The organism is Streptomyces sp. NPDC048483 (genome assembly GCF_040651455.1).
In the GTDB taxonomy this organism is placed as follows: domain Bacteria; phylum Actinomycetota; class Actinomycetes; order Streptomycetales; family Streptomycetaceae; genus Streptomyces.
The window spans coordinates 59488-83979 of record NZ_JBEZJZ010000028.1; the positions used below are offsets into that span (position 1 = coordinate 59488).

Consider the following 24492-nt stretch of genomic DNA (forward strand, 5'->3'; position numbering starts at 1 on the left):
CGAGTGAGCTTCTGGGAGTACGTCGGCACCCGGCACGCCCAGCTGCTGACGGATACGTATCAGCACGCCAGCGCGGTCTTCCAGTGCATGGTGCTCGCCACCTTGCTGGGCGTCCTCATCGGTGTGGTGACGTACCGCAGCGAATGGGCGGGCAGTCTCGCCACCACATCGACCGCCACCATCCTGACCATCCCGTCGCTGGCCCTGATCGGTCTGCTGATCCCGGTCGTCGGCCTCGGCGTCCCCCCGACGGTGATCGCACTGACCCTGTACGGGCTGCTGCCGGTGGTCCGCAACGCCATCGTCGGGCTGCGCGGGGTGGACCCGGCGCTGGTCGATGCGGCCAAGGGGATCGGGATGTCGCGCCTGGCCCGGCTCTGCCGCGTGGAACTGCCGCTGGCCTGGCCGCCGATCCTGACCGGCATCCGGGTCGCCACCCAGATGCTGATGGGCATCGCCGCCATCGCCGCCTTCGCCTCCGGACCCGGCCTGGGCAACGAGATCTTCCGCGGGATCGCCTCGCTGGGCAGTGCCAACTCGCTCAACCAGGTGCTCGCCGGCACCGTCGGGATCGTCGTCCTCGCCCTTCTCTTCGACGCCGCCTACGTCCTGATCGGACGTCTGACCATCTCCAGGGGGATCCGTGCCTGAGCCGTCCGGGACCAGCGGGAAGACACCGCAGCAGACCACCGGCGCCCGTATCCATCTGGAGAACCTGACCAAGACCTATCCGGGGAGCGCCGCCCCCGCGGTGGACAACGTCAACATGGAGGTCAAGGCCGGCGAGATCGTGATCTTCGTCGGGCCGTCGGGCTGCGGGAAGTCCACCACCCTGAAGATGATCAACCGGCTGATCGAGCCGACGTCGGGACGGATCCGGATCGGCGACGAGGACGTCACCGACATGGACCCGGTCAAGCTGCGCCGCAAGGTGGGCTACGCCATCCAGGCCTCCGGTCTCTTCCCGCACATGACGGTGGCGCAGAACATCGCCCTCGTACCGAAGATGATCGGCTGGTCCAAGGCCAAGGTCACCGGCCGGGTCGAGGAGATGCTCGACCTCGTCGGCCTGGACCCCCGCGAATTCCACGGCCGCTACCCGCGTCAGCTCTCCGGCGGCCAGCAGCAGCGCGTCGGCGTCGCCCGCGCGCTCGCCGCCGACCCGCCCGTCCTGCTGATGGACGAGCCCTTCGGCGCCGTCGACCCGATCACCCGCGACCACCTCCAGGACGAGCTGATCCGGCTCCAGCACGAGCTCCACAAGACCATCTGCTTCGTCACCCACGACTTCGACGAGGCCATCAAACTCGGCGACCGCATCGCGGTGCTGCGCGAGCACTCGCACATCGCCCAGTTCGACACCCCCGAAGCGATCCTCACCAACCCCGCGGACGACTTCGTCTCCGGCTTCGTGGGCGCGGGCGCGGCGCTCAAGCGGCTCAACCTCACCCGCGTACGGGACGTGGGCGTCGTCGACTTCCCGACCGCCCGCATCGACGACCCGCTCCAGGACATCTTCGACCTGCTGCGCAACGGCTCCACCAATGAGCTGCTGCTGCTGGACCGGAACCGCCGCCCCTACAAGTGGCTGCGCCGCGGCGATCTGTCGCTCGCCAAGGAGTCGCTGGCGCGGGCCGGGACGCTGGTGACCGACACCGTCACCCGCGACGCCACGCTGCGCGACGCCCTGGAGGCGGTGCTCACCGACAACGCCGGGCGGGTCGCGGTCACCGGGCGGCGCGGCGAGTACACCGGCGTGGTCGACATGGCGACGCTGATGAACACCGTCCATGAACTGCTGGAGACGGACCGCCTCGAGGCCCTGGAGCATCAGCACGAGCTCCAGGAGGCGCGCCATCGAGAAACCCTGCGGGCGCAGGAGGGACTGGACAGCGGCGAGGGCGGGCCGGGGGTCAAGGCATGAGCTCGCACAACAGCAGCGGCAACGGCGGGCCGGCGGGCAGCGGCGGGGGACGGCCGCCGGGCGGGCACAAGGTGGACGGGCTGGCCCATCTGGACGACACCGACATCGAGGAACGGGAGAGCGCCATCGGGGAGGCGCCCGCCCGCGCCCCGGCCCCCGGCGCCCGCCGCATCAGCTGGCAGAAGTGGACCTTCATGCCGGTCTTCCTGGTGGCCGCGCTGCTCGCCACCTGGCTGTGGTTCCGCGGCGCCCGCCTGGACGACATCGCCCACCAGGCCGTCGACGACGGCAAGGTGTGGCTGGCGCTGCGCCAGCACATCCAGCTCACCGCGGTCTCCACCTTCTTCGTGCTGATCATCGCGATCCCGCTGGGCATCGCGATGACCCGCGCCAGGCTGCGCCGGGCCGCCCCCGTCGCGATGGCCGTCGCCAACCTAGGCCAGGCCGTGCCCGCCCTGGGTCTGCTCGTGTTGCTGGTCATCTGGCTGGGCATCGGCGCGCGCTCCGCCATCGTCGGCATGGTCATCTACGCCGTGCTGCCGGTGCTGGCCAACACCATCGCCGGGCTGCGCGGCATCGACCCGACGCTGACCGAGGCGGCCCGCGGCATCGGCATGTCACCCATGGGCGTGCTGGGCAAGGTGGAACTCCCCCTGGCCGTACCCCTGATCCTGGCGGGCGTGCGCACCGCGCTCGTCCTGAACGTCGGCACCGCGACGCTGGCCACCTTCGGCGGGGGCGGCGGCCTGGGTGACGTGATCTCGGCGGGCATCATCACCCAGCGGATGCCCGTACTGATCCTCGGCTCGGTGCTGACCGTGGCGCTGGCACTGCTCGTCGAATGGCTGGCGTCGCTGGCCGAACTGCTGCTGCGGCCGCGCGGCCTGGAGGGGACGAACTGATGGCGCTACGCGGATCCACCCGACGCCGGCACCCCCGCACCGCCTCCGTCGCCCTGGCCGGGCTGCTGCTCGCCGCGGCCGCCCTGAGCGGCTGCGGGCTGGTCAGCGGCAGCCCGATGAGCGACGACGTCAGGCCGGGCACGGTCGGCCGGGGTCTGCCGCTCAAGGGCGCCACGCTCACCGTGACGTCCAAGGAGTTCACCGAGAACATCATCCTCGGCCAGATCATGGGCCTGGTCTTCAAGGCCGCCGGCGCCACCGTCATCGACAAGACCAACATCCAGGGCACCATCGGCGCCCGCGAGGCCGTCCGCACCGGCACCGCGGACGGCATGTACGAGTACACCGGCACCGGCTGGATCACCCACCTCGGCCATGTGAAGCCGATCGCCGACATCCACAAGCAGTGGGTGGCGGTGCGCGACGCGGACCGCAAGAACGGCATTGTGTGGCTGCCGCAGTCCAGCCTCAACAACACCTACGCACTGGCGCTGAACGCCGCCAACCTCAAGAAGTACCCGGTCAAGAACCTCTCGGACGTCGCGGCGCTGCTGAAGAAGAACCCCGGCGCGGTCACCCTGTGCGTGGAGAACGAATTCGCCACCCGCAACGACGGCCTGCCCGGCATGGCGAAGACCTACGGCATGAAGATCCCCTCCGGCAACATCCGCAAGATGACCGGCGGCGTGGTCTACACCGAGGCCTCCCAGGGCAGGTCCTGCACCTTCGGCGAGGTCTTCACCACCGACGGGCGGATCGCCGTCATGGGCCTGACCGTGCTGGCCGACGACCGGCACTTCTTCCCGAACTACAACGCGGCGCCCGAGATGAACGCCGAGACGATGAAGAAGTACCCCCAGATCGCCCCGCTGCTGGCCCCGGTCACCAAAGCACTGAACAACCGCGTCGCCCAGGAGCTCAACCGCAAGGTGGACGTGGGCGGCGAGGACCCGCACGAGGTCGCCAAGGCGTGGCTGGTCAGGGAGGGCTTCATCAAGGGGTGAGGGACGGGTGCGGGGCCCGGCAGCGCCGTCCCCGCGCCCCCTCCGTCACTGCCACCGGCGCTTGACGACCACCGTGTTGGCCGCCCGGTCGTGCATGCACTGCCGGAAGGGCTCGTTCCAGATGCAGGACAGGACGTTGATCAGCCCCAGGACGGGCACCATGCCCATGCCCAGGTAGGCGAGCCAGCGCCCCAGGGCGATGCCGAAGCCGACCTTCCGGCCGGTCTCGAGGCGGATGACGCGCAGGCCGCAGACGGCCTTGCCGAGGGTGCCGCCCATCGCCGTCGTCAGCGGCTCGAAGAGGACGGCGGCGAAGAGCAGCCAGGCGAGCATGGCGGCCACCACCGGCACTTCGGCCTCGGGGTGGTGGTGCAGGAACCCGGTGGTCAGCCTCACGGCAACCACCAGCATCGCCGAGATGATCACGGAGTCGATGAAGCGGGCGAGCAACCGCAGTCCGGGGACCGCGAGTGCCTGCCGGGGCGGGCCCTGCGGCTGCATCGTCTGCGGCGGCAAAGGCTGCGGCGGGGCGTAGAACGGCGCCCCGGCCTGGGGTGCAACGGGCTGGTGCGGAATCGGCTGCGGCGGTACGGCCTGCGGAGGTCCGTACTGCGGCTGCGCGGGGCCGAAGCCGGGGTGGGGGTTACCGGGCGGTGGCGGTGGCTGGAAGTTATTCACGGGAACGATCCAAGCCGATGGCGCTGCGTCACGACAACGCAGGTCGTGCAAACCTCCGGAGCCGGGCCGGGCCGGGCCGGGTCAGGTCAGGTCGGGATGGGCCGGGTCAGCAGCTGGGTACCTTGGCGCCCTTGGTCTGCAGGGCGGTCAGTGCCTTGACCGCGCTGTCCAGCGTGGTGACGGGAATCAGCCGCATCCCGCGGGGGAGCTCGGCGCGGGCGTCGGTGCACTCCCGCTTCGGGACCAGGAAGACGGTGGCGCCGTCGCGGTGTGCCGCCTGGGTCTTGAGCGGGACGCCGCCGACCGCGCCGACCTTGCCGTCCGCGGAGATGGTGCCGGTGCCCGCGATGGTCCGGCCGCCGGTCAGATCGCCGCCCCGGCCGTCGCCGGCCACCTTGTCGACGATGCCGAGGGCGAACATCAGCCCGGCGCTGGGGCCGCCGACGTCCGCCAGGCTCAGCCTGACCTTGATGTCCCTGGGCGACCTGCCCAGCCGGTGCAGCGCGGCGGCGGTGGCCGTGTCCTGGGAGTGCCGCATCTGCTTCGCGTTGTGCTCCGCGATCTCCTCGGTGTTGCTGCCCACCGGGTAGACGGCCTCGCGCGGCATCGCAGCCTCGTCCATCCGGTACCAGGCCCGCACGATGTCCGGCAGGTGGACGGAGGCGTCCGGGCCGGTGGCGACGATCGTGGTCATCCGCAGCTGCCCGCGCGTGGTGCGGGTGCCGGCGCCGGTGATGGTGATCACCGGCTTGCCCTTGTCCGCGCCGAGCACATCCGCCGTCATTCCCGGATAGGCGACCGAATACGGCAGCGGCGCGAGGACCGCGGCGAGGAGAAGGGCGAGAACGAGGGCGGTGCAGGCCGCCAGGGCGCGAACGCGTGCAGACACCCCGCCAGCCTAGATGACCCCCGCCTCACCAGCCCCTCGAGGCGCTACGGCCTCACGACTCGACCACGACGCCTTCACAGGTCACCGCAGCGCCTCCGACACCTCGCGGGCCGCCTCGATCACCCGCGGCCCGATCCGCTCGGAGACGGTGTCCGCGAGCATCACCACGCCCACGCTGCCCTCGATGCCGCTCACCCCGAGCAGCGGCGCCGCCGCCCCGCTCGCGCCGGCCTCCAACTCCCCATGGGTCAGGGCGAGTCCGGCGTCCTGGGTGTGGCCCTGACGGGCCTTGAGGATGGCCCGGCCGGCCGCCCCGCGGTCCAGCGGGTGGCGGAAACCGGTGCGGTAGGCGACGTGGTAGTCCGTCCAGGTGGGCTCCACGACGGCGACGGCCAGCGCCTCGGTGCCGTCGACGAGGGTGAGGTGCGCGGTGGCCCCGATGTCCTCGGCGAGCGAGCGCAGCGCGGGCAGCGCCGCCTCTCTGACCAGCGGATGCACCTGGCGGCCCAGGCGCAGCACCCCGAGGCCGACCCTGGCCCGGCCGCCTATGTCGCGGCGTACCAGAGCGTGCTGCTCCAGGGTCGCGAGCAGACGGTAGACGACGGTGCGGTTGACGCCGAGTTTGTTGGAGAGCTCGGTGACGGTCAGCCCGTGGTCGGTGTCGGCGAGAAGTTTGAGGACCCGCAGGCCCCGGTCAAGCGTCTGGGAGGTCTCCGCGGTCACGACGCCCCCTCCTGGTTGAGTGGCGGCGCTCGTGTGACGCGAGCTGCGTGTCCCGTTGCAGCGTCGCAAGAGGCCGCCGGCCGCATGCACCGGCTGCGCTCCGCGGCGGCGCTGCCACGGGGCGTGTGCGTGACCGGGACAGTAGCGAGCAAGTCCGGTCAGCGGAAGAGTCCGTCCAGAATCCGGGCTACGGCGCCCGGAATACCCCAGATCGTCCCGGGAATGACGGAGGGCGGCACACCTGAAAGAGGTGCACCGCCCAATAGGTGAGACAACAGGCCGCGGCGGTCACCGCATCCGTGTCGCCCACTCCCGTACCTTTTTGATCCGCTCGTTGAGCTGCCCGGCGGTGGCCTCCGCGCTCGGCGGTCCGCCGCACACCCGCCGCAGTTCGGTGTGGATCACCCCGTGCGGTTTCCCGCTCTGGTGCACATAGGCCCCGACCAGCGTGTTCAGCTGTTTCCTGAGCTCCAGCATCTCCTTGTGGCTGACCACCGGCCGCCGCTCGGCCGGCAGCTCCAGCAGATCGGCCTCGCCGTCCGGCTTCTTCCTGCTGTGCGCGATCTGCCGGGCCTGCCGCTTCTGCAGCAGCATCTGCACCTGGTCGGGCTCCAGCAGTCCGGGGATGCCGAGGTAGTCCTGCTCCTCCTCGCTGCCCGCGTGCGCCTGCATGCCGAATTCGGCGCCGTCGTAGAGCACGCGGTCGAAGACCGCCTCGGACTCCAGCGCCTCGAAGGAGAACTGCTCCTGCTCGCCGGTGTCCTCGTCCTGCTCCTTGTTCGCCTCGTCCATCTCCTTCTCGGACTCGGCGTAGGGGTCTTCCTCCCCCTCCTTCTTCGGCTTGTCGAGGACGTGGTCGCGCTCGACCTCCATCTCGTTGGCGAAGCCGAGCAGCATGGGGACGGTGGGCAGGAAGACGGAGGCGGTCTCGCCGCGCCGCCTCGACCGTACGAAGCGGCCCACGGCCTGCGCGAAGAACAGCGGCGTGGAGATCGTCGTCGCATACACCCCGACCGCCAGCCGGGGCACGTCGACGCCCTCCGACACCATCCGCACCGCGACCATCCACCGGTCGTCGGACCCGGCGAAGTCGTCGATGCGCTGCGAGGCGCCGGAGTCGTCGGACAGGACGAGGGTGGCGCCCTTCCCGGTGATCTCCCGGATCAGCTTGGCGTACGCGCGGGCCTGCTCCTGGTCGGAGGCGATGACGAGGGCGCCCGCGTCCGGGATGGACTTGCGGACCTCCGTCAGCCGCTGGTCGGCGGCGCGCAGCACATTCGGCATCCAGTCGCCGCGCGGATCCAGCGCGGTACGCCACGCCTGCGAGACCGCGTCCTTGGTCATCGGCTCGCCGAGCCGGGCCGCGATCTCGTCGCCCGCCTTGGTCCGCCAGCGCATGTTGCCGCTGTAGGAGAGGAAAATGACCGGCCGGACGACGCCGTCGCCCAGGGCGTTCCCGTAGCCGTAGGTGTAGTCGGCCGAGGAGCGGCGGATGCCGTCGTTGCCCTCCTCGTACGTCACGAACGGGATGGGGTTGGTGTCGGACCGGAACGGCGTACCGGTCAGCGTGAGCCGCCGGGTGGCCGGCTCGAACGCCTCCAGGCACGCCTCGCCCCAGGACTTGGAGTCACCGGCGTGGTGGATCTCGTCGAGAATGACCAGCGTCTTGCGCTGCTCGATCCGGTTCCGGTGCAGCATCGGCCGGACGCCGACACCGGCGTAGGTGATCGCGATGCCGTGGTACTCGCGGCCCAGCGGGCCCGCGCTGTACTCCGGATCGAGCTTGATGCCGATCCGGGCCGCCGCCTCCGCCCACTGCTTCTTCAGATGTTCGGTCGGCGCGACGACCGTCACCTGCTGCACGACGTGATGGTGCAGCAGCCACGACGCGAGGGTGAGCGCGAAGGTCGTCTTGCCGGCGCCGGGCGTCGCGACGGCGAGGAAGTCTCTGGGCTGGGTCTGGATGTACCGGTCCATGGCCGCCTGCTGCCAGGCGCGCAGCTTGTTCGCGGTACCCCAGGGGGCCCGTCCCGGAAAGGCCGGGGACAGGTGGTGATTGTTGGTGGCACTGGTGGTGGTAGTCACGGTCTCCGTCGGGCTGGCTCGGCGGTCGGCAACCGGCCCAGCCTAACGGCTGGTCTCTCCCCCGCTTTCGGCCCTCCCGCCGTGGGGGTGGTGCGCCGTTGCTCCCCCACTGCCTGAAGGGCGTGGGAGGTACCCCCAGCGGCGGGCGTGGGTTGTACGGGTGCGGTGCCCCTCCTCCGGACTTCGTCCTGCGGAGGGGCCTCTCCCGTGGGTGGCGGGGGGTGAAGAGGCCGGTGGGGGCGGGCGTTGAGGGTCCCGTTCAGCTGTGATCGATCCCACAGGCGCACCGGACCGATGACGTACGCCCCCACCGTTCTTCCCCACCCCCAACGGGGAGGCGCGGGGCTGTAGCGGCGGAGCCGTGTAAGCCCGGTGCCGCTGCCGAACAGCCCCGCGCAGCGGCACCGTCCGCCGCAGGCGGAACGGCGAACAACCCCTACGGCGGGAAAGCCGAAAACGTGGGGAGAGACCTCAAGCGGCTCGCGACACCCGCGCCCACCGCCGCCACCACCGCCATCGCCGCGAACACGGCGACGAACGCGGCCGGGTGTCCCTCGGCGACACCGCCCACGGCAGCCTGGCCGCCGCCGAACGCCACGAACAGCACCCCGCTGAGCCCTACGAACGCGACATTCCCCAGCGCGTCCGCCATCTGCAGTGACGCCGCATTACTGCCCGCCTCTTCGGGCCGGGACAGCTTCAGCAGCAGGACGCCGCCGCTGGAAATATTGAGCCCCATACCGAAGCCGCCGAGCGTCCATGCCGCCGCGACGATCCAGACCGGGACCCCGTCGAGCAGCACCAGGGGAACCATGACGATGGCGGCGGTCAAGAAGGCCATGCCCAGGCCCATCAGCCGCTCGCGGTGCGGCTCGAGGCGGGGGCGGCTCTGTACGTACGAGCCGAGCGCCCAGGTCAGGCCGCCGCCGGTGAGCGAGAGACCGGCGAGTGTGGCGGACAGGCCCCGCTGGGTGACCAGCATCAGCGGGATGAAGCTCTCGGCCGCCACCAGCGCCCCGGCGGCCAGGCCGCGCATCAGCACCACGGACGGCAGACCGCGCGCCGCCCGGAACGTGCCGCGCGGCAGCAGCCGCACGATGCCCGGCACCAGCAGCGCGGAGCCCACGACGGCCGGCAGCAGCGCGAACCAGGCGGGGTGCTGGCCCGCGTACTGGAGCAGACAGGCGCCGGCCGCGACGGCCAGCGCGAGCAGACAGCGGCGGTTGCCCAGGATGTGCCGCGCGCCGCTGCGCTCGCCCGGTTCCGTACGGGGCAGTTTGCGCAGCGCCGGGAGCATCACCGCGAGGGGCAGCAGTATCAGGACGGGGATGGAGAGGAAGACCCAGCGCCAGCCGAGGTGTTCGGTGACGGTGCCGGAGACCAGCGGGCCGACGATCACCGGCACCACCCAGGCGGCCGAGAACGACGCCATGATCGAGGGGCGCAGCCGCTCGGGGTAGGCGCGGCCGACCACGACGTACAGCGAGACGATCACCAGCCCGCCGCCGATGCCCTGCACCCCGCGCCCCGCGATGAACATCCCCATGGTCCCCGCGCCGCCCGCGACCAGCAGCCCCGCCCCGAACGCCGCGATCCCGGCGAACAGCGGCGCCAGCGGCCCGCGCCGGTCGCTCCACTCGCCCGAGAGCGCCATGGCGAACAGGCTCGCCGTGAAGAAGGCGGAGAAGGCGAAGGCGTAGAGCCCGATGCCGTCCAGGGCGCGGGCGGCGACGGGCATCGCGGTGTTCACGGCGCTCGCCTCGAAGGCGACGAGCGAGATGACGGAGATGATGCCGAGGGTCAGCGCGCGGTACGGGCGGGACAGCACACCGCCGCCGTCGGTGCTCTCCCCCGCCGGGTCGTGGCGCGGGCCGGGTATGGCGGGGCGGTCGGCGGGGGCGGCGACGTCGCTGTCGCCCGGGTGGGGGTGGTCGGCGGTCATCGGGCCAGCGTAAGGGCCGTGGGGCGGGTGCGCCCCTGTCCGGGGGTGGGGATGCGATCGGTCGGGGGTCCTACGCCCGGAGTCCTGGCCTCCCGGTTCCGGCTCCCGGCAGCGGGCGGTGCGGGACGGGCGCGGGGACGGCGGACAGCCGTATCGGGCAGCCCGGCACCGGTGGCTCGTCGCCCGCCGCCGAAGCGGACGGGGCGACCCCGGCCCCCCGTACACCGCGGCCCGGCGCAGAACCGTACGGCCGCCGACGACAGCCGTATGAACGCCGTGTTCCAGGACCCCGGAAGCCATGGACTCCTCGGCTCCCCCGCCTTAGCCTCGTCCGCCGTTGCCAACGGATGAAGGAACTCGCATGCAGACACGGCTCTTTGAGGCGCGCGGAAGACGGGCGCGGGGACGGTTCGGGGCGCGCGCCGGCGCGGCCCTCGCCGCCCTGCTCCTCGCCCTCCCCGCCTCCGCGGCGCTCGCCCCGGGCGCGCAGGCGGCGCCGATACCGCCCGCCCCCGGGCACCGGCTCGTCCCGCAGTACGAGGGCGCCCCGGCCACCGCCGACCCGCTCCCCGCGGACCAGGCGCCGCCCCGGCACCCCTTCCTCGCACCGAACGGGCGGGCCGGGATGCACGGCGACGGCGCGAGCAGCGACACCCACCCCTTTCCCGGCCCGCTGGGCGACCGGCCCACCGTGACCAGCGAGAAGATGGCGGCCCTCGGCGGCGAATGCGCCACCGTCACCTTCGACCGCGAGGGCCGGATCCTGACCGTGTGCGGCACCTTCCAGGGCTTCCGCCTCAAGCTGCTGGATCCCAGGAGCCTGGCCACCCTGGCCGAGTACAAGCTGCCGCAGCGCCCGTCCACCATCGAGGCGATCACCCGCCTCGACTTCTCCAAGATCTTCAAGGACACCTCGGGCGGCGCCTACTTCTACCTGGACAACAAGGACCGGGTCGTCCTTGCCGACTCCCGCCAGCACGTCCTGCGGTTGTCCCACGCCCGGTCCGCCGACGGCACCTGGCACTTCACCGTCGACAACGACTGGGACCTGACCCCGTACGTCCCGCACGACTGCGTCGGCTGGACCAACCTCTACCCGCGCGGGGAGTGCGACCCGGTCACCGCCGTCCAGCCCGACTGGGACGGCCGGATCTGGTGGGTCACCCGTAAGGGACGCATCGGCACCATCGCCCCGCAGACCGGCACCGTACGCACCGTCCAACTGCCCGGCGAGGAGATCCAGAACAGCTTCTCGGCCGCCCGGGACGGCGTCTCCCTCGTCTCCGACCACGCCCTCTACGGCCTGCGCGCGGACGCCGACGGCACCCCGCGCATCCAGTGGCGCCGGACCTACGACCGCGGCAGCGGCGGCAAACCCGGCTCCATCAACCAGGGCTCCGGCACCACCCCCACCCTCCTCGGCGACACCGCCCACCCCTACGTGGCCATCACCGACAACGCCGACGACCGGATGAACGTCCTGGTCTTCCGCCGCACCGGCCCGGCCGCCGGCCGCCTGGTCTGCACGGTCCCGGTCTTCGGCGCCGGCGCCTCCACCACCGACAACTCCCTCATCGGCTACGGCAACAGCCTCGTCGTCGAGAACAACTACGGCTACGAGAACGTGACCTCGCTCCTCCTCGGCAAGTCGGTGGTCGGCGGCATCACCAGGGTCGATATCCGGCCGGACGGCAGCGGCTGCGACACCGTCTGGGAGAGCCGGGAACGCGCCCCCTCCAGCGTCGCCAAGCTCTCCACCGCCAACGGCCTCCTCTACTTCTACACAAAGGACCCCAACCGCCTGGGCATCGACGCCTGGTACCTGACCGCCGTCGACTTCCGCACCGGCCACACCCGCTTCAAGCGCCTGACCGGCACCGGCCCGCTCTACGACAACAACTGGGCCCCGATCACCCTCGGCCCCGACGGCACCGCCTATGCCGGCGTCTTCAACGGCCTGGTCGCGATACGGGACAGCGCCCCGCACACCTGACGCCAGGGGGTTCATGAAGGGCGAGCGCCCGGCTTCACCACGGCACCCCCCTTCATGAACCCCACATTGCAGCCTCATGGCAGCCCGCCCGAATCCCTTGCCCCGCCCCCGGCCCCGCGCCATAGAGTCGGGGCATCACCACATCTCAACCCGGCCGTGTGCCCGAGTGGTTCAGGGGCTCGCCTGCAAAGCGAGTTACGTGGGTTCGAATCCCGCCACGGCCTCCATGGCCTTGACCAGGCAAAAGAGAAGGGCGACACCCCCAGAGGGGTGCCGCCCTTTTCGTCGTCCGTCTCAGTTGCTCGTTCCGGCACGGAACCTCGTCAGCGCAAACACGATCAGGAGGTCGAGTGTCATCACGAGGATGGACCACGCCGGATAGTACGGAACGAACATGAACTGGGTGATCAGGCTGATTCCTGCCACTGCTGTGCCGGCCCCACGACCCCAGCTCTTGTTTGCCAAAACCCCCAGACCGGCAAGGACGAGCGCCACCCCGACCCAAACATGGATCCAGCCCCAAGTGGTGAGGTCGAACCGGTAGAGGTACCGGGACGCGCCGAATATCTGGTCCTGCGCGATGCCGGCTGCGCCCGTAAGAATGCTGAAAGGCCCACTGACCATCAGCATGATCCCAGCGAACAACGACGCGCCATTGATCATTTCGCTGCCGTCGGGCCCCCCGTGCCCTCGCTGTGTCGCGTTCGGTATCGCCGTCATGGCCGCCGCCTTCCTGTGCAGCGCGGTGACCGACGCGCGCTGCCCGCACGAGGCCGGTCACGCTCCCTTGACAGCATCGCCGCAATCCCTCGGCGCCGCGACTGGAACCCGGCACGGGGAGACCGCGGACCCCTACCGCAATCCGAGCAACAAGCTCTATCGAACTTATGCACGAGCTTCCTTCGTACCTGGCGCCCGTCGTGCCCTACCCGTGCCAGAGCGGAGGGGGACTCACGGGGAAGCGGCACCGTCATCGCCGTCGTCCAGCGGCGGGCCCTGGCGGCAGATGGCCGGGCCTCCCGGCGGGTGGCGCCGCTCTACTGCTGCACCACCTGTGCCACCGCCGCCTGTGGGCGGATCGGGAGGCGGCCGATGGGGCGGCCGGTGGCGGCGCGGACGGCGGAGGCGACGGCGGCCGGGGAGGTGACGACCGGAACGGCGCTGGCGGGCTTGGCGCCGAAGGGGGCGACCACGTCGCGTTCCTCGACGAGTTTGACGATGCGGATATCGGGGGCGTCGAGGGCGGTCGGCAGCGCGTAGCCCGTGAGGTCGGGGTGGCGGACCTGGCCGCGGGTGGTGCGCAGGTTCTCCATCAGGGCGGCGCCCAGGCCCTGGGTGACGCCCGCCTCGATACGGGCCCGCAGCTGGCGCGGGTTGAGCACCCGGCCCACGTCCTGCGCGACGGCCATCTCCACCACGCGGACGGTGCCCAGTTCGATGTCGACGTCCGCGACGCACCGGATGGCGGCGAAGGCCAGGCCGACGAACGCGTCGCCCTGCCCGCCCTCGTCCAGCGGCTCCGTCGGGTGCGGCCGGCACTGGGCGGTGGCCCACAGTTCCTTGCCGTCCAGTGCCTCCGCGACGGTCGTGCTGAGCACCCCGTCGTACGAGGTGATCTTGCCGTCGGTGATGGTGAGCAGCTCGGTGGACATACCGAACTTGTGGGCCAGTGGCTGGAGGAGCTGGGTGCGCACCATCTTGGCGGCGCGCTCGACGGCGCCGCCGGAGACCCAGGTGTGGCGGCCGTGGCAGGCCGGTCCGGCCGGGGGCTGGTCGGTGTCGACGCCCGCGACATGGACCTCGTCGATGCCCAGCGTCTCCTGGACGATCTGCCGCGCCAGGGTGGAGAACCCGGAACCGGTCTCGACGGCCGCGCAGATGACGGTGGCGACCGATCCGCTGACCTTGACGGTGGCGGTGGACACCTCGTCGGTGCCCTCGGCGCCGAGCATGTGCACCATGCCCAGCGCGTAGCCGACGCCGCGCCGCACCGCGCCCGGCTCGCCCGCGCCCTCGGGGCCGCCCGGCAGCAGCCATTCCGCTTCGGGGGCGTCCTTGGGCAGCTCGGGCAGCGGCGCCTCCTTGACGGCGCGCAGCAGTTCGGCAACCGGCGCGGGGCAGGTGACGGTCTGGCCCGTCGGCAGCAGATCGCCGGTGGCCATCACGTTGCGCATCCGGATCTCGTCCGGCTCCAGGCCCAGCTGGGCGGCCAGCTTGTCCATCTGGCCCTCGTAGGCGGCGCAGACCTGCATCGCGCCCTCGCCGCGCATATGGCCCGACGGCGGGTTGTTGGTCCGTACCGCCCAGCCCTCGATGACGGCATGCGGGACGACGTACGGGCCGCAGGAGAAGGAGACGGCGGCGGCCAGCGCCTCGGCGGAGGTGTCCGCGTAGGCGCCGGCGTCCATCAGGATCTGCGCCTCCACCTTGACCAGCCGGCCGTCCGCGTCGGCATGGTGGCGGTAGCGCAGCAGCGTGGGGTGGCGGTGGGCGTGGGCGAGGAAGGACTCCTCGCGGGTGGCGGCGAGCTTGACCGGGCAGCCGGTACGCAGCGCCAGCAGGCCGAGCGAGAGCTGGATGCCGGGGTCCTCGCGGTCGGCGGTGGCACCGGGGACGCCGGTCACCACCACCTTGACGCGCTCCGGGTCGAGGCCGAAGGAGGCGGCGGCCAGATCGCGGTCGGTGTGCGGGTCGGTGGAGGCGGTGTAGATCTCCACGCCGCCGTCGGGGCGCGGCACCGCGAGCCCGGCCTCGGCCCCGATGGGGGCCGGGTCCTGGCGGCCGATGCGGTAGAGCCCCTCGACCATCACCTCGCCGACCGCCTCGGCGTCGCCGAAGCGGAGCGGGATGTGCCGGATGAGGTTGCCGTCGGGGTGCAGCGGCTCGGCCTCGAAGGCCAGCTGGGGGTCGGTGACGGCGTCCAGGAGCTCGTACTCGACGGCGATGGCGGCCGCGGCCAGCCGTGCGGTGTCGGGGTGGTCGGCGGCCACCGCGGCGATCGGCTCACCGTGGTGGCGGACCTCGTCCTTGGCGAAGACCGGGCGGTCGGGGGTGCCCCGGCCGTGCCCCGCGTCGCCGGGGACGTCCTCATGGGTGAGGACGGCGCGTACGCCCTCCATCTCCGCGGCGTGCCGGGTGTCGATCGACACGATCCGCGCGCGCGGGTGCGGCGAGCGCAGTACCGCGGCCCACAGCAGCCCCTCGGCCCACAGGTCCGCGGCGTACGGGAAGGTGCCCTCGGTCTTGGCGGACGCGTCCGCGGGCGGCAGGGAGACGCCCAGGCCGTGCGGCGGCGGTTCCACGGGCGGGATCGGGATGCCCGCCGCGGGGGTCGCGGTGGCGGCGCCGGCGCCGTCTGTCGTGCCGCTCATGCCGAGACCTCGCTTCGCTCACCCTCGCATTCGCGAGGCGCGCAACTTTTCATGACTCGCTCGCTGTGCTCGCTCATGCGGCGCCTCCCGTCTGCGAATCGGCGCCCGGTCCCTGCTGAGGGTGGTGGCCGGGGGAATCCTGGTGGTGCGGGGCGTGCCCCATGGGGTCCGAGGGGCCCGCCTGGTGGGGGATACGGGGCGTCTCCTGCGGGGTGTCCGCCGGGGCGTGCGCCGCCGCGGCCGCCTCCGCACGGCCCTTGACGACCTCCTCGACGGCGTCCAGCACGCCCCGGTAGCCCGAGCAGCGGCACAGGTTGCCGCACAGCGCCTTACGGGTCTCCAGCTCGCTGGGGGCGTGGTTGCCCTCCAGGAGGTCGTGCACGGTCATCGCCATGCCCGGCACGCAGAAGCCGCACTGTACGGCGCCGGACGCGGCCAGCGCCCGCTGCACATCGGAGGGCACGCCGTCCTGGGCGAGCCCCTCGACCGTGCGGACCTCACTGCCCGCCGCGGTGGCCGCGGGCACCAGGCAGGACGCCACGAGCCGCCCGTCCACCTGGACGGAACAGGCCCCGCACTCGCCCTGTGCGCAGCCGTCCTTGGCCCCGGCGAGGCCGAGCCGCTCGCGCAGCACGTAGAGCAGCGATTCGCCGATCCAGGAGTCCGTGACGGGCCGGTCGGTGCCGTTCACGCGCAGCACGTAGGAGGCGGCGGGGTGCTCGTCGTGGGCGTGCTCGTCGGGAGCGGGGGCGGTGGGGTCGGTGGTGACGGTGGGGTCGGGGACGGACGCGAGGTCCGTGGGGGTGAGGGGTTCGCCCGTGAGTTCGGCCGGTTCGGTGTGGTCCGACGGGCTGATGGGCTCGCCGGGCCCGGCTGCCCGCGGTACGTCGTGGGGTGTTTCCGGAGCTTCCGGGGGCACCGCGCCGCCCTCTGCCACGCCTTCGGCCCCGCCGTCGGGTTCCGGGACGGCCGCCGTCCGGCCTGCCTCCGGGGCCGGGTCCGCCGCGGCGTGCACCGCCTCGGCGGCCTCCTCGGCCGGCCGCTCGTCCCTGTCGGCAGGACGGTCCTCGCCGGCCGCCGCCGGGGGCTCCTGGTACGTCTCGTAGGCCTCGTAGGCCCCCCCGTACGTGTCCCCGGCGCCGGCTCCCGCGCCGGCTTCCGGGCCGGCCGCGAACTCCCCGGAGTGATCCGGCTGTTCCTGCTCGGCCACCGGGACCGCCCACGGACCGGCGCCGGCACCGGGAGCGGCACCTATGCTCGGCGCCGCCTCCTCCGGCCGGGGCGCGGGCTCCTGCTGGGCGGGCGGCCACTGGGCCAGCGCGTCGGCAGGCAGCGACCAGTGCCCGGTCGCGCCGGGGGCCGGGGCGTCCGCCGGGGCCGCGCCGCTCCCGTACGGGTCGCCGTCAACCGGTTCACCGCCGCCCGTCGGGCCGCCCTCCGCCGCGTACGGACCGTCGGCGGGCGCGCTGAAGGGATCGGCGGCGGCGGGATGACCCTGCTCCGGCACGGCGGCCGTGGCGCTCAGCCCGGCGGCGAAGTACCAGTGCCCGGTGTGGGCGGCTTCGCCGGAGTCCGCGGGGGCCTCGGCGCCGCCGTAGGTGCCTTGGTGGCCGCCCTGGTATCCGGCGGCGCCACCGGGCTGCGGGTGATGCCCCGGAAGCCCCTGGTACCCCGTCAGGCCGTCATCGCCGACCAGATACTCGCCGGACTCCTCCAGGGTGTCGTCCGCGGCGGCCGGAACCGACCATGCGCCGGCCGCCTCCGGGCTGCCCGCGACCGGCCAGTCCACCCGGTCGCCGCCCCACGACTGCGTCCCGGCGGGCGCGCCGCCCTGGTAGATCGCGGCGGATTCCTGGTGACCCGAGTGGCCAGGGTGGTCCGAGTGGCCCGGCTGGTCCGGGTGACCCGTGTGGGCCGGGTATCCGGCGGACGGGTCGGCGTATCCGGCCGACGGGTCCGCGAACGGCATCGTCCAATGGCCGTTCGCCGAGGGCACGGCCGGGTCGGTGCCCGCGGCCGGGACCGGCGGCTCGGCGGCGTGCCGGGTGAAGGAGGACGGCGGGGTGTAGCCGTGGCCGGGCGCGGCGAGCGGGTCGGCGCCCGGGTTGCCGTAACCGCTTCCGTTCCCGTTTCCGTAGCGTCCGGGCACACCGCCGTAGATCCCGGTGGTGAAGCCCTCGGGGAGCTGGACGAAGGCGGTCGCCTCCGACTCGTACTCGCCGCCCTGCGGGAGCGGTTGCCAGCCCTGTTCGGGGTGCTGCTGCGGGGTGTGGTTGTCGTCGCTCATGCCGAGACCTCGCTTCGCTCGCCCTCGCATTCGCGAGGCGCGCACCTCCTGATTGTTCTCCCCCGCCCTCCGGCCGGGGGGACTCCCATGCTGCGCTCGCTCACGAGAGCGCCCTCCCCAGTGCGCGGCGGGCCAGGGCTGCCACCGTACGGCGCAGGTGCAGCGCGGCGGGCGGCAGGGGCACGGGTTCCGAACCGTCCTGCGGCGGCGCCGGGTCGGGAATGCATGCAGCGGCCACGTAGTCGCCGAAGGCCGTCAGGGCCTCGGGCACCAGGCCGCGTTCGCCGTCCCAGTCGATGAGCGAGGCCACCCACTGCTCGGCCTCCAGGGGGCGCAGCGGCATCGCGGCGACCGCCCCGACGGCACAGCGCACCCCTCGCCGGGCCGGGTCCAGCACCAGCGCCACCGAGGCGGTGGCCCGCCCGGGGCCCGTACGGCCGGTGGCCTTGAGGAAGGTCTGCGGGGCGTGCAGCAGCGGCACCCGTACGAAGCCGACGAGTTCACCGGGGTGCAGCATCTCCCGGCCGGCCAGGAGGTGGCTGACCGGGATCTCGCGGCGGGCCCCGCCGGGACCGGCGATGATCACGGTCGCTTCGAGGGCGGCGAGCACGGGCAGGGTGTCGCCGGTGGGCGCGGAGGTGACGATATTGCCGCCGAGCGTCCCGGCGTTGCGGATCTGCGGGGGTCCGGCGGCGCGGGCGGCGGCGGCCAGGCCCGGGATCAGCGCGGCGAAGTCGGGGCGGCCCATACGGGCGAGGGTGAGGCCGGCGCCGAGCAGCGCATGGCCGTCCTGGTACTGCCAGCCGCGGATCTCGCTGATGCGGCCGAGGCCCACCAGGGCTGCGGGTCTGAGGAGTCCGGCGTTGACGGCCGCCATGAGGTCCGTGCCGCCCGCGACCGGAACGGCGGCGGGCATGGCGGTGAGCGCCGCCACCGCCTCGTCGAGCGAGGCCGGCAGTGTCACTGTTTGTGACGCCTGCGGTGCGTGGGTGGTCAAGCCAGCTGCCCCTTCCCCGGTGTCCCGGCTGTTCCGCTCCGCCGTACGGTACGTGCTCACGGCCCGGACGTGGCAACTCTGGCACATCTTCCCGGACCCACGGCGACAGGGTCCGCGAAGCGACGTTCCGTCCCCATGCGGCGTGCTGGTCCTGATTCGTCCGCCGGTCGTGAGGGGTGTGGAGGGTGGTACGCGAGGTGTGGAGGGTGGTGCGCGGGGTGCCGCGAACGGTGCGCGCTTCGTGGGCGCCCGTCGCCCGTACGGCGGTGCGGGGCACCCACCGTCCCAGGGTCCGGCCGCTCGGGCGCCCGCCTTGCGCACGGGCTCACACGTTTGGGGGCGCCCCGTCGATCGGGCGTCCGAGCACACCGGGGCGGCGCTGCCAGGGGTGCGGGCCACCGGGCGGGCGGTAGTCGACGCCGAGGGCGTCGAGGCGGGCGTAGTGGGTGCCCATCCGGCGGGTGAAGTCCGGGACGTCGCGGTCGGCGGGGTCCGGCAGCCGCGTCCAGGCGACCTCGGCGAAGGCCGCGAGCCGGGGGAAGACCTGGTAGTCGAGGCGCTGCTGACTGTCCATGACCTCGGTCCAGACATTGGCCTGGGTGCCCAGGATGTGCGCGGCCTGCTCCTCCGTCAGCTCCGGCGGTACGGGCTCGAAGCGGTAGACGTCCTCCAGGGTCCGGACGAAACCGATGGGCACCGGCTCGTCGGGGGAGGCGTGCTGGCGGTGGTCCAGATAGACCTGCTGCTCGGGGCACATGACGACGTCGTGGCCGGCGCGGGCGGCGGCGACACCGCCCGCGTAGCCGCGCCAGGAGGAGACGGCCGCACCCTCGGCCAGGCCGCCCTCGAGGATTTCGTCCCACCCGATCAGCCGTCTGCCGCGGTCGGCGAGCCAGCGGTCGAAGTGCCGGATGAACCAGCTCTGCAGGGCGTCCTCGTCGGCCAGGCCCAGTTCCGCGATCCGGGCCCGGGCGGTGGCCGACGCCTTCCACTGGTCCTTGGGGCACTCGTCGCCGCCGATGTGCACGAAGCGGGAGGGGAAGAGCGCGAGGACCTCCTCCAGCACCTGCTCGTAGAAGCGCAGGGTGGTGTCGGTGGGGGCCAGTACGTGGGGACTGACGCCCCAGGTGTCCCAGACCTTCAGGGAGGTGGTGTCGACGACATCGGTGTTGCCCAGTTCCGGGTAGGCCGCGATGGCGGCCTGTGAGTGCCCGGGGACATCGATCTCGGGGACGACGGTGATGTGGCGGGCGGCGGCGTGGGCGACGATCTCGCGGATGTCGTCCTGGGTGTAGAAGCCGCCGTGCGGGCGCTCGTCCCACAGCGGGGAGGCCCGGTGCCCGAGCTTGGTGCGCTCGCGCCAGGCGCCGGTCGCGGTCAGCTCCGGGAAGCGCCGGATCTCCAGGCGCCAGCCCTGGTCGTCGGTGAGGTGCAGGTGCAGGACGTTGAGCTTGTGGGCGGCGAGCAGGTCGATGTAGCGCAGCACGCCGTCCTTGGGCAGGAAGTGCCGTGCGACATCGAGCATCATGCCGCGCCAGGGGAAGCGGGGCTCGTCCTCGATGACGACCATCGGGACGTCCCACACGTCCCGCTCCACGACCGGCGCCCGGCGGAACGCCTCGGGCCCGAGCAGCTGCCGGAAGGTCTGCGCGCCCCAGAAGACCCCGGCCGCGCTGCCGCCGTCGAGACGGATCGCCGCACCGTCCACGGTGAGGCGGTAGCCCTCGGGCGCCAGCTTCCGGTCGACGGCGAGCACGATGCGGTGGCCGGCGTCGGCGCCCGGCGCGAGCGGCAGGCCGGTGGCCGCGCCGATCGTGGACCGCATCCAGTGGGCGACGCCCTCGGTGCCGGGACGCGCCTCGAGGAGCGTGTCGCGGCCGAGGGAGAGGAGCCCCTCGACGGGCGGCACCCGGCCCAGGCGCCGCGGCCGCGGGATCAGATCCGTATGTGCCGTACAGGTCATGGCACCGAATCTGCCATGGCGGGTACGCGTACGGCTCCGGTATGCGCAGATCCGCACACCGGAGCCGTATCGCCGGACCGAGGGACGGGCCGGCAGCTCCTACTTTTTGCCGCCGTCCTTGCCGCCCTTGTCCTTGTCGCCACCGGCGCCCATGGACTCGAAGATCTCCTTGCACATCGGGCAGACCGGGTACTTCTTGGGGTCGCGCCCCGGTACCCAGACCTTGCCGCACAGCGCGACGACGGGCGTGCCGTCGAGCGCGCTCGCCATGATCTTGTCCTTCTGGACGTAGTGGGCGAAGCGCTCGTGGTCGCCGTCGCCGTGCGACACCTGTGGTGTCGGCTCTACGAGGGTCCCCGTACCTGCCCCGCGCTCGGGCTCAAGAGTGCTCATAACAGCCAAGGGTACTCACGCCCGTCGGAAGCGGGGAGCGTCGGCCTGTCGCCGTATGGAGGACAAGTCCTACGAGCGCCACCCCGGCCGCCGCCCGGAGGACCGCTTGCAGGGGCGTGCCGCCCTACGACGCCACCGGCACCCCGCCCCGGTCCCCGGCCGTCAGGCCCAGCTGCACCGCGAACGCCAGCGCGGCCTCCGGGCGCACCGCGTACCAGGAGTCCTGGTCGCAGACCGCGGCCAGCAGCGCGGCGATGTCCGCCTCGCCGACCGTGCGGGCCTCGGCGGCGGCGATGAACGCGCGGACCCCCGCCGCGGGATCGACCTCGGTCTCCGTGCGCGCCACAAGATCGTCGATGATCCGCCCGACCGCGTCCTCACCGGTCCCCGCCCAGCTGAGGGCCATCTCCAGGCCGTCGTCCCGCATGCCCTCGGGATACGGCGCGCGGGCCCAGGAGCCGTCCTGCCACCAGTAGACGAAGCCGAAGAGATTGCCCTGGGCGTCGTGCCGCAGCTTCTCCCAGGGCAGCCAGTCGGGACCGCCGGCCAGGAAGTCGATCTGCCGGTTCTTGCTGTGGGTGTAGCTGCCGTCCGAATCCTGGCCGCACAGCAGGGCGCGGCCGTCCTCGTACAGCTTCAGCCGCCACCAGTAGGCGCCGCCGCCGTTCCAGCACTCCAGGCCGTGGCGGCCCCGGGAGAATTCGTCCCCGTCGTCCACGGCGGCGGCCACCACCGCCAGCGTCGCGGCCCGCGCCCACAGCCGCTCCGGAAGGTCCAGGTCCTCGGGCACGCTCGGCCTGTGCATGGCGCTCCCCCGTTCGTCTCCGCGCGGCCATGCCGTCGTGCCGCGCACCGTCCCCTGCTTCTCGAACGATAGCGACGGGGTCCGACAATTCCCCATGACGAACCCGTAACAACGCAGCCGCGGCACGTCGGCGCGGGCCCGAACCGAAGGTGCGGCCCGCCCGGCTCAGTTCAGCGAGGGGTCGTCCGGATACGTGGCCACCATCGCCAGCTCGTTGCGCTGGCGCCGCAGCACCGCGCGCCACAGCTGCTCCGGATCGGGCGAGGAGACATCGCCCGGCTCGGACTCGACGACGTACCACGCGCCCTCGACCAGCTCGTCCTCCAGCTGGCCGGGGCCCCAGCCCGCGTACCCGGCAAAGATCCGCAGGCTGCCGAGGACGGCCGCGAGCAGTTCCGGCGGGGCCTCCAGATCGACCAGGCCGATCGCGCCGTGCACCCGGCGCCAGCCCAGCGGCTCGTCACCGGGCGGCAGATCGTCCGTGTCCGCGGCCGCCGCGCCCCCTTCGGCCTCCGTATCGCCGCCGCCGGCCCGCAGGCCGCTCTGTGCGGACGCCAGGCCGCTCTCGCCGGACAGCGCGCCGGGCACCACCGCCACGCCGAGCGCCGAGTCCAGCGACACCGGGCCGCCCTGGAAGACGACGCCCGGCTCGCCGGCCAGCTCGGCCCAGGGTGCGAGGATGTCGGCCACACCGACCGGCGTCGGGCGGTTGAGGACAACACCGAGGGAGCCCTCCTCGTCGTGGTCGAGGAGCAGCACGACCGCGCGGTCGAAGTTGGGGTCGGCAAGCGCGGGTGTGGCGACGAGCAGTCGCCCTGTGAGCGAGGACACCTCGGTCATGGGCACATGATCCCGCAATTCTGCCCGGAGCGGGGAGTCAACGGCCCGACCCGTGCCAGAGCAGGGCAGGGCGTACGGCGGCAGCACCGGCGCACGAGGTGAATGGCATATGGCTCATTCAAGACATTGAGCACCATTTTCCGCCAAAAGGCGATTACAGATCAAAGGCGGATAGTGGCGGAGCGTGTTGTGACAAAGCCATTACATGCCTGAAAGGCGCACGACCCTACGGACACACCCTCCGGCGCCCTTACCATTTCTGCTTGGCCCCTGCCCGTCTCCAGGAACGCGAGATCCATGACCGTCTCTACTGACGACGTACTGCTTGTCCACGGCGGCACCCCGCTCGAGGGCGAGATCCGGGTTCGCGGTGCGAAGAACCTCGTACCGAAGGCCATGGTCGCCGCCCTCCTGGGCAGCGGCCCGAGCCGGCTGCGCAATGTGCCCGACATCCGCGACGTGCGGGTGGTGCGCGGGCTGCTGCAGCTGCACGGTGTCACGGTGCGCCCCGGTGACGAGGCCGGCGAGCTGGTGCTCGACCCGTCGCACGTGGAGAGCGCCAACGTCGCGGACATCGACGCACACGCCGGCTCCTCGCGGATCCCGATCCTGTTCTGCGGCCCGCTGCTGCACCGCCTCGGCCACGCCTTCATCCCGGGCCTGGGTGGCTGCGACATCGGCGGCCGCCCGGTGGACTTCCACTTCGACGTGCTGCGCCAGTTCGGCGCGACCATCGAGAAGCGCGACGACGGGCAGTACCTGGAGGCCCCGCAGCGGCTGCGCGGCACCAAGATCCGGCTGCCGTACCCGTCGGTCGGCTCGACCGAGCAGGTGCTGCTGACGGCCGTACTGGCCGAGGGCGTCACCGAGCTGTCGAACGCCGCCGTGGAGCCGGAGATCGAGGACCTGATCTGCGTACTGCAGAAGATGGGCGCGATCATCTCCATGGACACCGACCGGACGATCCGGATCACCGGTGTCGACAAGCTCGACGGCTACAACCACCGCGCCCTCCCGGACCGCCTGGAAGCCGCCTCCTGGGCGTCCGCGGCGCTGGCCACCGAGGGCAACATCTACGTCCGCGGCGCCCAGCAGCGGTCGATGATGACCTTCCTGAACACCTTCCGCCGGGTCGGCGGCGCCTTCGAGATCGAGGACGAGGGCATCCGCTTCTGGCACCCGGGCGGCTCGCTCAACGCCATCGCCCTGGAGACCGACGTCCACCCCGGTTTCCAGACCGACTGGCAGCAGCCCCTGGTCGTCGCCCTGACCCAGGCGTCCGGTCTGTCCATCGTCCACGAGACGGTGTACGAGTCCCGCCTCGGCTTCACCTCCGCGCTCAACCAGATGGGCGCGCACATCCAGCTCTACCGCGAGTGCCTGGGCGGCTCCGCCTGCCGCTTCGGACAGCGCAACTTCCTGCACTCCGCGGTCGTGAGCGGCCCGACGAAACTCCAGGGCTCCGACCTGGTCATCCCCGACCTGCGCGGCGGCTTCTCGTACCTGATCGCCGCCCTGGCGGCGCAGGGCACCTCCCGGGTGCACGGCATCGACCTGATCAACCGTGGCTACGAGAACTTCATGGAGAAGCTCGTCGAGCTGGGCGCCAAGGTGGAACTGCCCAACGGGGCGCCGCGCAACTGAGCGGCCGAGCAAGCTGACACGGGAGGGGCGGCCACCGGCACCGGTGGCCGCC

Annotated in this window: 19 protein-coding genes and 1 tRNA gene; 7 read left to right on the plus strand and 13 right to left on the minus strand. The window is 72.3% G+C overall.

What is annotated here, in order from left to right; translation table 11 throughout:
• Nucleotides 1-3: 3 nt before the first annotated feature.
• Genes AB0D04_RS17315 through AB0D04_RS17330 form a run of 4 tightly spaced genes read left to right on the plus strand, consistent with a single transcriptional unit; the run spans nt 4 to nt 3830 of the window.
• Nucleotides 4-651 carry an ABC transporter permease gene (locus tag AB0D04_RS17315; RefSeq protein ID WP_362703631.1) on the plus strand — a complete coding sequence of 216 codons (648 nt, stop codon included), beginning with the start codon at nt 4-6 and terminating at the stop codon, nt 649-651.
• Nucleotides 644-1924: a betaine/proline/choline family ABC transporter ATP-binding protein gene (locus AB0D04_RS17320; protein WP_362703634.1), complete on the plus strand. Its 1281-nt coding sequence runs from the start codon at nt 644-646 to the stop codon at nt 1922-1924. Before AB0D04_RS17315 ends, AB0D04_RS17320 begins: the two co-directional genes overlap by 8 nt.
• Entirely contained in the window at nt 1921-2826 is a 906-nt protein-coding gene (locus AB0D04_RS17325) for an ABC transporter permease (protein WP_362703637.1), read from the plus strand. The genes AB0D04_RS17320 and AB0D04_RS17325 overlap by 4 nt, the downstream gene beginning before the upstream one ends.
• Entirely contained in the window at nt 2826-3830 is a 1005-nt protein-coding gene (locus tag AB0D04_RS17330) for a glycine betaine ABC transporter substrate-binding protein (protein ID WP_362703640.1), read from the plus strand. The genes AB0D04_RS17325 and AB0D04_RS17330 overlap by 1 nt, the downstream gene beginning before the upstream one ends.
• 45 nt (nt 3831-3875) lie before the next feature.
• On the opposite strand, the gene AB0D04_RS17335 is transcribed toward AB0D04_RS17330, so the two are convergent.
• From AB0D04_RS17335 to AB0D04_RS17355, 5 genes are all read right to left on the minus strand, one after another.
• The gene (locus AB0D04_RS17335) at nt 3876-4508 is read right to left on the minus strand and encodes an RDD family protein (protein WP_362703642.1); all 633 of its coding nucleotides are present in this window, start codon (nt 4506-4508) and stop codon (nt 3876-3878) included.
• 106 nt (nt 4509-4614) lie between these two features.
• On the minus strand, nt 4615-5397 hold the full coding sequence (locus AB0D04_RS17340) for a S16 family serine protease (RefSeq protein ID WP_362703644.1): 783 nt from the start codon (nt 5395-5397) through the stop codon (nt 4615-4617).
• An 81-nt stretch (nt 5398-5478) separates the two neighbouring features.
• Complete coding sequence (locus AB0D04_RS17345; protein ID WP_362703647.1) at nt 5479-6120, minus strand: helix-turn-helix domain-containing protein; 642 nt, start codon at nt 6118-6120, stop codon at nt 5479-5481.
• A gap of 288 nt (nt 6121-6408) precedes the next feature.
• Entirely contained in the window at nt 6409-8205 is a 1797-nt protein-coding gene (locus AB0D04_RS17350) for a DEAD/DEAH box helicase (RefSeq protein WP_362703650.1), read from the minus strand.
• Between the two features lie 436 nt (nt 8206-8641).
• Complete coding sequence (locus tag AB0D04_RS17355) at nt 8642-10147, minus strand: MFS transporter (protein WP_362703653.1); 1506 nt, start codon at nt 10145-10147, stop codon at nt 8642-8644.
• 361 nt (nt 10148-10508) lie between these two features.
• On the opposite strand from AB0D04_RS17355, the gene AB0D04_RS17360 reads away from it, so the two are divergent.
• Together AB0D04_RS17360 and AB0D04_RS17365 are read left to right on the plus strand one after the other, a co-directional pair.
• Nucleotides 10509-12140: a hypothetical protein gene (locus AB0D04_RS17360; protein ID WP_362703656.1), complete on the plus strand. Its 1632-nt coding sequence runs from the start codon at nt 10509-10511 to the stop codon at nt 12138-12140.
• A gap of 152 nt (nt 12141-12292) precedes the next feature.
• Nucleotides 12293-12367 (plus strand) — tRNA-Cys (locus AB0D04_RS17365).
• Nucleotides 12368-12434: 67 nt separating this feature from the next.
• Here the strand turns inward: AB0D04_RS17365 and AB0D04_RS17370 are convergent.
• From AB0D04_RS17370 to AB0D04_RS17405, 8 genes are all read right to left on the minus strand, one after another.
• Nucleotides 12435-12860, minus strand: a complete 426-nt coding sequence (locus AB0D04_RS17370) for a hypothetical protein (RefSeq protein ID WP_362703659.1) — start codon at nt 12858-12860, stop codon at nt 12435-12437.
• 317 nt (nt 12861-13177) lie between these two features.
• On the minus strand, nt 13178-15511 hold the full coding sequence (locus AB0D04_RS17375; protein ID WP_362703662.1) for a xanthine dehydrogenase family protein molybdopterin-binding subunit: 2334 nt from the start codon (nt 15509-15511) through the stop codon (nt 13178-13180).
• Nucleotides 15512-15584: 73 nt separating this feature from the next.
• Complete coding sequence (locus AB0D04_RS17380; RefSeq protein ID WP_362703664.1) at nt 15585-17798, minus strand: 2Fe-2S iron-sulfur cluster-binding protein; 2214 nt, start codon at nt 17796-17798, stop codon at nt 15585-15587.
• Between the two features lie 100 nt (nt 17799-17898).
• Nucleotides 17899-18795 carry an FAD binding domain-containing protein gene (locus AB0D04_RS17385; protein ID WP_362703667.1) on the minus strand — a complete coding sequence of 299 codons (897 nt, stop codon included), beginning with the start codon at nt 18793-18795 and terminating at the stop codon, nt 17899-17901.
• 325 nt (nt 18796-19120) lie between these two features.
• Nucleotides 19121-20758 (minus strand): beta-N-acetylhexosaminidase, encoded by a 1638-nt coding sequence (locus AB0D04_RS17390; RefSeq protein ID WP_362703670.1) that lies wholly within the window; start codon nt 20756-20758, stop codon nt 19121-19123.
• A 99-nt stretch (nt 20759-20857) separates the two neighbouring features.
• Complete coding sequence (locus AB0D04_RS17395; RefSeq protein ID WP_026169910.1) at nt 20858-21151, minus strand: DUF3039 domain-containing protein; 294 nt, start codon at nt 21149-21151, stop codon at nt 20858-20860.
• Nucleotides 21152-21275: 124 nt separating this feature from the next.
• Nucleotides 21276-21956 (minus strand): hypothetical protein, encoded by a 681-nt coding sequence (locus tag AB0D04_RS17400; protein ID WP_362703671.1) that lies wholly within the window; start codon nt 21954-21956, stop codon nt 21276-21278.
• Nucleotides 21957-22121: 165 nt separating this feature from the next.
• Nucleotides 22122-22796, minus strand: a complete 675-nt coding sequence (locus tag AB0D04_RS17405) for a YqgE/AlgH family protein (RefSeq protein WP_362703672.1) — start codon at nt 22794-22796, stop codon at nt 22122-22124.
• 297 nt (nt 22797-23093) lie between these two features.
• Here AB0D04_RS17405 and murA point away from each other — a divergent pair, with 297 nt between their 5' ends.
• A complete protein-coding gene (gene murA, locus AB0D04_RS17410; protein ID WP_362703673.1) occupies nt 23094-24440 on the plus strand; it encodes a UDP-N-acetylglucosamine 1-carboxyvinyltransferase in 1347 nt (448 codons plus the stop codon).
• Nucleotides 24441-24492 lie beyond the last annotated feature (52 nt).

What these genes read in the sequence shown, in the direction of transcription:
- AB0D04_RS17325 (WP_362703637.1), top strand. Translation starts at nt 1,921, where the DNA reads ATGAGCTCGCACAACAGCAGCGGCAACGGCGGGCCGGCGGGCAGCGGC.
- AB0D04_RS17330 (WP_362703640.1), top strand. Translation starts at nt 2,826, where the DNA reads ATGGCGCTACGCGGATCCACCCGACGCCGGCACCCCCGCACCGCCTCC.
- AB0D04_RS17355 (WP_362703653.1), bottom strand. Translation starts at nt 10,147, where the DNA reads ATGACCGCCGACCACCCCCACCCGGGCGACAGCGACGTCGCCGCCCCC.
- AB0D04_RS17360 (WP_362703656.1), top strand. Translation starts at nt 10,509, where the DNA reads ATGCAGACACGGCTCTTTGAGGCGCGCGGAAGACGGGCGCGGGGACGG.
- AB0D04_RS17370 (WP_362703659.1), bottom strand. Translation starts at nt 12,860, where the DNA reads ATGACGGCGATACCGAACGCGACACAGCGAGGGCACGGGGGGCCCGAC.
- AB0D04_RS17375 (WP_362703662.1), bottom strand. Translation starts at nt 15,511, where the DNA reads ATGAGCGGCACGACAGACGGCGCCGGCGCCGCCACCGCGACCCCCGCG.
- AB0D04_RS17380 (WP_362703664.1), bottom strand. Translation starts at nt 17,798, where the DNA reads ATGAGCGACGACAACCACACCCCGCAGCAGCACCCCGAACAGGGCTGG.
- AB0D04_RS17390 (WP_362703670.1), bottom strand. Translation starts at nt 20,758, where the DNA reads ATGACCTGTACGGCACATACGGATCTGATCCCGCGGCCGCGGCGCCTG.
- AB0D04_RS17395 (WP_026169910.1), bottom strand. Translation starts at nt 21,151, where the DNA reads ATGAGCACTCTTGAGCCCGAGCGCGGGGCAGGTACGGGGACCCTCGTA.
- AB0D04_RS17400 (WP_362703671.1), bottom strand. Translation starts at nt 21,956, where the DNA reads ATGCACAGGCCGAGCGTGCCCGAGGACCTGGACCTTCCGGAGCGGCTG.
- AB0D04_RS17405 (WP_362703672.1), bottom strand. Translation starts at nt 22,796, where the DNA reads ATGACCGAGGTGTCCTCGCTCACAGGGCGACTGCTCGTCGCCACACCC.
- murA (WP_362703673.1), top strand. Translation starts at nt 23,094, where the DNA reads ATGACCGTCTCTACTGACGACGTACTGCTTGTCCACGGCGGCACCCCG.